Annotated in this window: 12 protein-coding genes, 1 tRNA gene and 1 other annotated feature; of the genes, 7 read left to right on the plus strand and 6 right to left on the minus strand. The window is 39.9% G+C overall.

The genetic code is table 11. From position 1 onward, the window contains the following. Positions 1-327: 327 nt before the first annotated feature. Together EKM69_RS12355 and EKM69_RS12360 are read left to right on the plus strand one after the other, a co-directional pair. Positions 328-492, plus strand: coding sequence for a hypothetical protein (locus EKM69_RS12355; protein WP_164505909.1), 165 nt, complete (start codon positions 328-330; stop codon positions 490-492). A 19-nt stretch (positions 493-511) separates the two neighbouring features. Beyond that, the gene (locus tag EKM69_RS12360) at positions 512-685 is read left to right on the plus strand and encodes a hypothetical protein (protein ID WP_164505910.1); all 174 of its coding nucleotides are present in this window, start codon (positions 512-514) and stop codon (positions 683-685) included. Positions 686-816: 131 nt separating this feature from the next. Here EKM69_RS12360 and EKM69_RS08905 read toward each other — a convergent pair. Continuing rightward, positions 817-890 (minus strand) — tRNA-Thr (locus EKM69_RS08905). Positions 891-940: 50 nt separating this feature from the next. Continuing rightward, complete coding sequence (locus tag EKM69_RS08910) at positions 941-1,462, minus strand: HdeD family acid-resistance protein (protein ID WP_125710301.1); 522 nt, start codon at positions 1,460-1,462, stop codon at positions 941-943. A gap of 119 nt (positions 1,463-1,581) precedes the next feature. On the opposite strand from EKM69_RS08910, the gene EKM69_RS08915 reads away from it, so the two are divergent. After that, a complete protein-coding gene (locus EKM69_RS08915) occupies positions 1,582-2,256 on the plus strand; it encodes a metal-dependent transcriptional regulator (RefSeq protein WP_125710303.1) in 675 nt (224 codons plus the stop codon). A 737-nt stretch (positions 2,257-2,993) separates the two neighbouring features. Here EKM69_RS08915 and EKM69_RS08920 read toward each other — a convergent pair. Genes EKM69_RS08920 through EKM69_RS08935 form a run of 4 tightly spaced genes read right to left on the minus strand, consistent with a single transcriptional unit; the run spans position 2,994 to position 5,816 of the window. After that, a complete protein-coding gene (locus tag EKM69_RS08920) occupies positions 2,994-3,803 on the minus strand; it encodes a hypothetical protein (RefSeq protein ID WP_125710305.1) in 810 nt (269 codons plus the stop codon). A gap of 58 nt (positions 3,804-3,861) precedes the next feature. After that, positions 3,862-4,854: a DUF4097 family beta strand repeat-containing protein gene (locus EKM69_RS08925; RefSeq protein WP_164505911.1), complete on the minus strand. Its 993-nt coding sequence runs from the start codon at positions 4,852-4,854 to the stop codon at positions 3,862-3,864. Beyond that, a complete protein-coding gene (locus EKM69_RS08930; RefSeq protein WP_125710309.1) occupies positions 4,847-5,509 on the minus strand; it encodes a DUF1700 domain-containing protein in 663 nt (220 codons plus the stop codon). The genes EKM69_RS08925 and EKM69_RS08930 overlap by 8 nt, the downstream gene beginning before the upstream one ends. Next, complete coding sequence (locus tag EKM69_RS08935) at positions 5,499-5,816, minus strand: PadR family transcriptional regulator (protein ID WP_125710311.1); 318 nt, start codon at positions 5,814-5,816, stop codon at positions 5,499-5,501. The genes EKM69_RS08930 and EKM69_RS08935 overlap by 11 nt, the downstream gene beginning before the upstream one ends. A gap of 149 nt (positions 5,817-5,965) precedes the next feature. Next, positions 5,966-6,186: a binding site (T-box leader), on the plus strand. Between the two features lie 154 nt (positions 6,187-6,340). On the opposite strand from EKM69_RS08935, the gene EKM69_RS08940 reads away from it, so the two are divergent. The 4 genes from EKM69_RS08940 to EKM69_RS08955 all read left to right on the plus strand — a co-directional run bounded on the left by EKM69_RS08940 (position 6,341) and on the right by EKM69_RS08955 (position 9,456). Next, complete coding sequence (locus EKM69_RS08940; protein WP_164505912.1) at positions 6,341-6,994, plus strand: amino acid ABC transporter permease; 654 nt, start codon at positions 6,341-6,343, stop codon at positions 6,992-6,994. A 17-nt stretch (positions 6,995-7,011) separates the two neighbouring features. Then, positions 7,012-7,650: an amino acid ABC transporter ATP-binding protein gene (locus tag EKM69_RS08945; protein WP_125710313.1), complete on the plus strand. Its 639-nt coding sequence runs from the start codon at positions 7,012-7,014 to the stop codon at positions 7,648-7,650. Between the two features lie 15 nt (positions 7,651-7,665). Next, positions 7,666-8,517, plus strand: a complete 852-nt coding sequence (locus tag EKM69_RS08950; protein ID WP_125710315.1) for an amino acid ABC transporter substrate-binding protein — start codon at positions 7,666-7,668, stop codon at positions 8,515-8,517. A gap of 111 nt (positions 8,518-8,628) precedes the next feature. Next, positions 8,629-9,456: a hypothetical protein gene (locus EKM69_RS08955; RefSeq protein ID WP_125710317.1), complete on the plus strand. Its 828-nt coding sequence runs from the start codon at positions 8,629-8,631 to the stop codon at positions 9,454-9,456. Positions 9,457-9,679 lie beyond the last annotated feature (223 nt).

Genomic DNA, 9,679 nt, shown 5'->3' on the forward strand with positions numbered 1-9,679 from the left:
TTGCAAGATTTCATTTCTCTCGATCACCCTGCTGCTTCTCGGTTCGCGGGACTGAAGCTCCGCTCATTTTTGTTTCCTGGCTTACCTTTGTTTTGCAATCTTTTCTTTTTCTTCTTGTTGGATAAGTTTTAATATCTTGTTTGTTATCTTGCCTTTGCTTCTTGCTTGCTCACTCGTTTTACTCGTGATCTCGCCTTGATTTTGGGGTTATTGTTTTGTTGGTTGTTTATTTGTTGGTTCCATTAGATAATTGATTTATAGATATATTGATTTGTGGATTTATAGACATTTATACTTGTTTTAATTTTTATTTTTTAGGGGGCTTTTATGTTTTCTCTGCATGAATTTCATTGGGTTGTTGTTGATTTTTGCTCTGATTGCTTTGTTCTTTTTTCTAAGAAGCATGCTGTTAATTGGACTTTGGTTTTTTTGATTGCTACTCCGGCTGTTGCTTTGGTTTGGTTTATGCTGGGTAGTGCTTTTGGTGGATAACTTTTTGGGAGGGATCATTATGCGACTTCGTTATTGGTATTTGCTTTCGTTTTTGGTGATTTTTGTTTCGGCTTTTATTTGGTTTTTGACTAAGGAAGAGTCTGTTGGTAGTGCTGTTTTTAATGGGCTTGGCATTGGGGCTTTGGGTGTTTGCTTGATTGCTTTGTTTCGGTTTTATACTAGTCGCCATTGAGATTGATTTTTACGTGTGTAGTAAATTCTTTTTTTTAAAAAAATTTGGCAATAAAAAAAGCTTGTGACCGTTGTTGTTTCAACGATTACAAGCTTTTCGTGTATTTTGATCAGTGGGTGTTTTTGTCATTAAGCCATCTATCGGACTTGAACCGACGACCCCCACCTTACCATGGTGATGCTCTACCTAACTGAGCTAAGATGGCATTTCATCTTGTATTTTATCAAATATGCTCAGTATGTGAAACTATATTATCTAAAAAGCTTCGATTATTTCTGCTATTCCTGTTGCGATGAAGAAGAAGGATAGCATGAAGACGATGAAGCTCATTGCTAATACGGGATTAAAAAGCAAAATTATTGCAAATAGCAAGCTCAGACATGCTAAAATAACGATCAACCAGTAGTAGCCGCGTCCAAAAAAGCTGTAAAATCTAGCGGTGAATAACTGGAAAATAGCATCGACTAAGAACCAGATAGCAAACATGTATGTAAAAACATAGATACCTGCTTTGAGGTTAGCGATGAATAAGATTCCGACTAGGATACTAATAATTGCAGAAAAAATAGCAAAACCACTACCTGTGCCTAGATATTTATTCATTTGTGAACCAAACCAAAGTTGGTAAACTCCCCGAAGAATTGCAAAAATACCTAGAAAAATAGAAATCGTTGATAAACTACCTAGTGGGTGTGACATTACTAAGTAACCAACGTAAACTGAAAAAACACCAACAATAAAACCGAACCAATCAAATTTATGCTTAGAATCAGCCATAAATCAGCTCCCCTTTCTAACATTTTACTTCTACCAATATTTTACCATTTATTGATAGTAAAAATGAGTTATAATGAAGAAGCTAATAATATTTTTAGGTTATACGAAAGGTAAAGAAATTGTCACCTAACAAAGAAAACTATTTAAAGACAATATACGAATTAAATTACGACTTTACAAAAGTCACAAACAAAAGAATATCAGAGATAATGAACGTCTCAGCGCCTTCAGTAACAGAAATGCTAAACTCACTGTCCAACGAAGGCTATTTAACGCACTCTCCATACAACAAAATCGTCCTAACAGACAAAGGTAAAAAAGTCTCCGAACAACTAGTAAGAACCCACAGACTATGGGAAGTATTCCTAAACCAAGACTTAAAATACCCAGTAGACTCAGTCCACCACCACGCCGACATCATGGAGCATCTATCAGACAAAGACCTAATGGATCACCTAAATGACTTCCTAGGCCACCCACAAAGATGCCCACACGGTGGAATCATCCCCGGAAACGGCAACGGAGAAACAGACGCCGACGACAAACTACTAAGCATGATCGAAGATGGAGAAGTAGTCCAAATAGTAAGACTATCAGACAACTACGAATTCCTACAATACTTCAACAGCCTAGGCCTAGCAATAGACGACCTAATCAAAATCCAAAAACACGAAAAATTCGACAACTCCCTAGTAGTAGAAAAACAAAACGGAGACAAAGTAACCATAGGATCAAAAGCCGTAGACTACATCTTCGTAGAAAAAAGAACCGAAAACATGTTCCAAGAAAAATAAGAAAAAGGCAGCCAGACAGCCAATTGGCTGTCTTTTTTGTTACCATCGACCACCGTCAAAAAATAAACTAAACAACAATACCCAATATTGAGTAATCACCTGAAAAAATAACAGAATTTAAGGTTTAAAAAACAATACGAGATTCACGCAAAGCGTGAAGCAAGAAAACGAAAATATAAAACAACAACAAGCAAAACAGCATACACAAACAAAAAAATCGATTTCAAGGCAAAGCCTTGAATGAGACACCAGAAAAACAGAACATCCCAAAACCACAACTAAAGAAACAAAACAAAAAACAAAAAAAAGTGAGATTCATGCAAAGCATGAAGCGAGCAAACACCAACCAAAATAGAAAAGAAAATTCAAATATCCCCCACCAACTCCTCATAAGAATCAAGTGGAGCACAAAAAAAGGAAACAAACCGGATAACCCTAGGGAGCGTCCTAACAAAAAAAGAGTTTTGGATCAAATTAGGCGCAGGGGTGGAGGAAATACCCGTCTCTCAGTGGTGAAATTTTTACTTGGTGGTTTACCACCTAGTAAAAGACTCGTATTTGAGATCGGCGAAGCGGTCTCCTTCGGTGAGCTCAAATCGGGTCCACCACGTTCCAGAGACGGGTATTTCCGGAACCCCGGAGCCGGCAGTGAACCCACCACCCAACCAACCCACGTATCCACAAAAAAAATACCCAGAACAAACAAATGTCCTGAGCAAAAATCAAAAACTATAAAACTACTCCCGAGAAGATGCAGCCTCAGCCTTAGCCAAAGAAACCTTCTCATAAAAAACAGCCAAAACAGACTGCTCATAAGGATGAACCAAAACAGATAAAATCTCTCGAGTAAACAAATTGACAATCTCCAAAAGCAAAAACTCAACAAATATCAAAAGCAAAGTCCACTTGTATCCTCGTACCAACAATGAACTCCGAGCAAAGGTAGAAAAAGTCCGCCCCAACCCGATCCGTTCATTTTTAGCCGTATCGTCTTTATAAATATAAAAACTTTGACCAAACATCAACATGAACCAAATACCAGGGATCAAATAGAGTGTAAGTCCTGCTTCAACGATGATGTTGAACAGCAATGCTAAGAAAATTATCGAGAAGAAATAGCGACCAGAAAATACTTGGAACTGATCAGCGATCCCTCTGATTTGATAGTCTTTATTACGATATTTATCTAATAATGAATAGCCAATACCAACACAGATCAAGAAGAAAAACAATCCGGCCGCAAAAATGATGATATTGGTTTCCGGTGTTGTTTTAAAAGCATAATCCGTGGCTGATGCGGGATTATTCATGATTTCTTGGGTAATGCTAGTTAGCTTTTCGCTGGCAGCTTTCGGATCACTCAAACTAATGCCGAGTCCTGATAGCCAAGCGTTGTACATCTTGACCATAAAAAACATGCCGACGATCCGCATTAGTATCGGGATTATGTTCAAGACAATGATCTCTTTAAAGTTCTTGCGAAGCATGTGGCGCGCTTCTCGGTTAACTTCAGAAGCCGATATCCTCTTTAAATTAGCGTTATTCATATGAACCCCTCCGTGATAACGCTATTATAACAAACCTCTAGTTTCCAAACTAGACTAGCTACTTAAGCGTGATCTTCAAACGGTCACCGTTGACGCGTAAAAGATTTTGCGCTTCGGTATTAGCTTGGAAAACGTGACCTTTAGTGGAATCATCAAAATACTTGATCAAGCCTTTATTATTGCTGAGGTCGACACCATCAGTCTTCACTGCTCGACCGCTAAAAATACCGGTATTGATCTTGAATTCATTCAAGCCCTTCAAAGTCGTATCTGTCATTCTGATGCGACCATAATTTGATGATGTTGAAACTTCTTCTAAGACAGAATTTCTAACGTTTAAGTCACTAGCATTAGCTTGGATCTGACCCTTTTTGACGGTAGTGTCTGAAAAAGTCACATTCATATTGCCGTCATCCTCATCAAAATCCTCATTATCATCATATTCATAATCATTATCCGAATCACCACGGTTAACGAGAGTAAGATTGTTTAGCTTTGAATTCATTGAATTAAGGCGCGAATAGTTTAAATTCAGGTTTGCTGCTTTTGACACTTGAACATTGTCCAGCGTCAACTTGTTGGAGCTGAAATCATCTGACTTTTGGATGCCGTTTGCGACTAAATCTTTGACGTCAACATTCGATAATGTAACGCCGTCACGGCCTACTTCTAAATCGATTTTTTGCAATTCCTTATCTTGTGGGACCGTTACTACCACCGATTCATTTCCTGAGAAACTAGCTTTAGAGCGCTGTTTCTTGTCGATGTATAGCGTTTTGTTCTTAATACGATACTTCGGTGCTTGGATCTCATCTCCATCAATTGTGATGGCATAATCGCTGCCACCTTTGATCTGGACGTCGCCATCACCGTCACTTATTTTGATCTTGTCGAACGACGAAATGGTCTTGTCGATCGAGACAGTTCGAGAAACTTTTAAGCCATTATTCCAAATGACTGTTTTCGGAGCGTTCGTCAACAATCCGATCGTGGCTAAGATCAAGCCGACTACTAAGAGCCAAATTCCAGTAACCATGGTTGTTTTACGCATTAGATTTGTCCTCCTTTTGTGGAGTGTTGCGGCCATGTAAGAGTTTCTTACCGACCCAACGGAAGAACATGACCATCACGTCGAAGATCCATTTGCAAAAAGCTATGATCAATGGGATTAAAAGACAATCTAGTCCTAAGATTGCCAATCCGACTCCGACGTAAAAAATCGTGGTCGTGAACGACTGGAAGATGACCGCGATACCACCAACGATCATCCCAATACCGATAACGACTGACAACGCCAACATGAAGACCACAAATAACGTGAAGGCTACGGCTGATATCACAAAAATTGCCGCCACACCGATCAAAACGATGGCGACTGGAACTAATATGGGACTAGCGAATAAAGCTAAGATGATCAAAACGATCATGCCAATGTTCTTTTTCATCTTTTCGTTGGTCGTGATCGAGCCATTATCGATCTGTTGGTAATTGTTTTCTGACATTTTGATCGAATAATCAGCTAAAATCTTGCGAGCCAAATGTTTGGGCGTGCCCAATTTTGCATGGATCGCTTGGTCGGTATCTAAGCCGGCATCGATGATGTATTCGCGATAAAATTCAACTACATCATCACGTTCAGCTTGATCTAACTGTTGTAGATTAGTAGTGAATTCCTCAATGTAGCTATCAACTGCTTTAGTTTCCATCGTTTTCCTCCAATATTTGATCTGTGACTTTTTTCAATTCGGTCCAATCATTTCTGATCTCGCCTAGTCTTTCCAATCCTTGGTCGGTGATCTTGTAATAACGCCGATTTCTGCCTTCATACGACTGATCGTAAGTTGAGAGCCAGCCGCTTTTTTTCAGGCGACGTAAGATCGGGTACATGGTAGATTCAGAGATCGGAAAACTTTGCTGCATTAGTTTGGTGATCATATAACCGTAGTAATCTTCTTTAGTCAGTAAAGCCAAAACTGACCCTTCCAAGATCTCGGTCGAGGCTTGAATTGCCATATTGTTACCTCTTTTCTTAATATTATACGTCGTATAATATCGTTGTAACAACAATATACTTTAAAAAATAGCTTAAGTCAACTCCACTTTCGAATGAACTTGACAGATTGGCAAATCGGTCGTATTATTGTTGCAACATTCAAACTAGTATAAAAACGATGACAGAAGGTAGCTGTGAGGTTTGGTTCAGAGAGTCGACGTTGGTGTGAGTCGATCCAATGCACAGTGAAACACATCTGTAAGTTAAGTGGCTGAAAGCAAGTAAGCCATTTCGGTAGTGCCGTTATAACTGAAGTTAATGTAACTTCGTGAGCCTAAGGTCGTGAGATTTTAGGGAGCCAGAGGTGGTACCGCGTAAATCGCCCTCTTGATCCATTTGGATCAGGGGGCTTTTTTTGTTTCATTAACTTGTTGAGGTCAAGGCCGTGAGGTTTTGACAATATGAGGTGGAACCGCGTCGAACGCCCTCTTAGTCTTATTTGGCTAAGGGGCTTTTTTTATACTTTTATCTAGGGGGATAAATCATGCTGCAATACATATCAGAAATATTACCTTCACTCTTAAGTGGAACAGTTATGACATTGAAGATCTTCTTTTGGACTTTAGTAGCATCACTGCCATTAGGGATCCTAGTTTCATTAGGAAGAAGCTCTAAATTCAAGCCATTAAGTTGGATCTTATCTTTTTACATTTGGGTCATGAGAGGAACTCCCCTCTTGCTCCAATTGATTTTCGTCTTTTATGGCTTACCAAACATGCCATTTTTCCATATCGTTTTTGAGCGATACGATGCAGCGCTATTCGCCTTCATCCTCAACTACACCGCCTACTTTGCCGAGATCTTCAGAGGTGGCTTTGGTGCGATCGACAACGGTCAATACGAAGGTGCGAAAGTCTTAGGCTTGAGTTACTGGCAAACGATCAGAAAAATCGTGGTCCCACAAGTTGTTAAGATCGTTATCCCTTCAATCGGTAACGAAGTCATTAACTTAGTCAAGGATTCATCATTAGTATACGTAATCGGATTAGGTGACTTACTCCGGGCCGGAAACATTGCCAGTTCTCGAGACGTTACCCTCTTACCACTAGTCTTAGTCGGGATTATTTATTTATTGTTAACACTAGTATGTACTTGGATCTTAAAAGTCGTCGAAAAACACTACAGTTACTACCGTTAATATAGGAGGAAAAATTTATGCTTAAATTGGAAAATATCACCAAAAGCTTTAATGGCACCACCATTTTGGATCAACTAAACGTTGACGTAAATGACAATTCTATCCTGAGCATCGTTGGACCTTCAGGTGCTGGTAAAACAACTTTACTACGTTGTATCGCCGGTTTAGACCGACCAGATTCAGGTAAATTCATCTTGGACGGAAAAGAATTCGACCCCGCTGACGATTCAGATACCGAGCAGATCATCGGCGTAGTCTTCCAAGACTTCAACTTATTCCCACATTTGACCGTCATGGAAAACGTCACTTTGGCTCCAACCATGGTCTTAAAACAAGATAAAAAAGCTGCTCAAGAAACAGCTGATTCATTATTAGACGAACTATCATTAGCTAGCCATGCCAACCAATATCCATTCGAATTGTCCGGTGGTCAAAAACAACGTGTTGCCATCGCCCGTGCTTTAGCTATGAAACCACAGATCCTATGTTACGACGAGCCAACATCAGCGCTTGACCCAAGTTTAAGAGATGCCGTTGGTAAAGTGATCCTAGATCTCAAGAAAACTGGTATCACTCAAATAGTCGTAACCCACGACCCAGAGTTCGCCAAAAACATTTCCGATCAGATTTTAGAAGTTAAACCGATCAATAAATAGAGGGGGGACGAAAATATGAAAAAGAAATTAATCGCAGTAGTCACCCTACTAGCCTGCTTTGCCATGGTCTTAAGTGCTTGTGGCGACAAGAAATCCGTTGCCAAAGAAGCCAATACCACTGACACTTGGTCGACCATTCAAAAAAGACATCGGGTGATCATCGGCTTAGACGATACCTTCGTGCCAATGGGCTTCCGTCAAAAAAACGGTGACCTAGTAGGATTTGATATCGATCTCGCCAAAGCCGTCTTCAAGCAATATGGCATCGAAGCTGATTTTCAACCGATCGATTGGAACATGAAGGAAACGGAACTAAGAAACAGAACCATCGACTTGATCTGGAATGGTTACACCATCACCCCAGAAAGAAAAGCCCAAATAGCTTTTTCAAATCCTTACTTAGCTAACCGCCAAGTCTTAGTATCGAAAAAAGCCGACAACATTACTAGCTTCAAAAAAATGCAGGGTAAAACACTGGGCGTCCAAACGAGTTCATCAGGAGCCTCATTACTGGATCAACACCCTGACAAACTCAAAAAGTACATCAAAAATCAAACTCCAGTAATGTACGACTCCTTCAACAATGCCCTAATGGATCTAGACGCCAAACGGATCCAAGGATTATTGATCGACAGTGTTTACGCCAACTATTACATCCAACACGAAAAAGACCCTGACTCCTACCGGACACTATACGGCGGATTCACCGGTGAAGACTTTGCCGTCGGAATGAGAAAAGGCGATAAAACATTAAAGAAGAAAATCGATAAAGCCTTCGTCGAACTAGCCAAAACAGGCGAACTACAAAAGATCAATCAAAAATGGTTTGGCACAGACAAAAATAACTTAATCAAAGCAACAGACTAAAAAAGTTGTTCTAACTGGAAATTTCCGGTAGAACAACTTTTTTAAATAATTGGATTTTTAATAGCACACGATTATAATTGACTTCTAAAACCACATCAAGGGGGCGTATTAATGACAAAATTTATCATCGAAAATCAACCAAACAAAGACGACCAACTAGCCCAAACCATCGTTGATGCGCAAGACGGCGACGTGATCGAACTACAACCAGGCACCTACTTCACCAAAGAAAGCCCCTTAGTTTGTACAATAGGAAGAAACCTAACCATCATCGGCAACTCAGCCAATCAAGAAGACATCAAATTAAACTGCAGCATCACCATCGGCGCCAAAAAAATCTTGATCCTAAAAAATCTAACCCTAACCTTCCCAGCAAACGACGAAAACACCCTATCGGCCTACGACAATGCCGAAGTCTACACCAACAACGTCACCATCAACCGCGAAACCACCGACAACTGGGACATAATATACGGCCAAAACGCCACCTTCTCCTTCAAAGACACCCAAATAAGAACCGGCAGAAAAACCAAAGCCATAGGCCTATCCCTAGACAAAAGCCAAATCTACACAGACAACACCTCGATCCAATTCCTATTCCAAAGAAAATCAAAAGCCTACATGAAAAACTCAATAGTAACCAACGAATTCAAACTACGCCAAAACTCAGAAACCCACTTCAACAACCTAACCCTAGCCTCCTACGAAGTACCCCACAAAAACGACATAACAGTCCACAGCCACTCCACCTTCCAAGGACAAAACCTAATACTAACCAGCCCCAAACCAAAACTCCGAATCCACCAAGGAACCTTCAAAGTAAACAACTTCGAACCAGTGCCAAGCAAAATCCACTTCAAATATGATGCAACATCAAAAGTATTAGCTGACGAAAAGCAACCAGTCAATGAAGACGGATGTAACACCAATGGCAAGTAGAACAAAAAAATAAACAGAAAAAAAGGTACGATTTCAGCAAGCAAAACAAACTGAGATCGTACCTTTTTACTACCATTACTAAAGGTTGAAAGCACGAAAATAGCCCTCAACTCATTCGTATGTTGAGGTTGGGTACAATCAAATAGTTTTTTAACATCATGAAGCATTATCCAAGAGCCTGATCAGGCGATTGGGTAATGCTTTTATAAATTCGTCAAAAATA

Origin of the sequence: Companilactobacillus zhongbaensis, from assembly GCF_003946515.1 — a bacterium.
In the GTDB taxonomy this organism is placed as follows: Bacteria; Bacillota; Bacilli; order Lactobacillales; family Lactobacillaceae; genus Companilactobacillus; species Companilactobacillus zhongbaensis.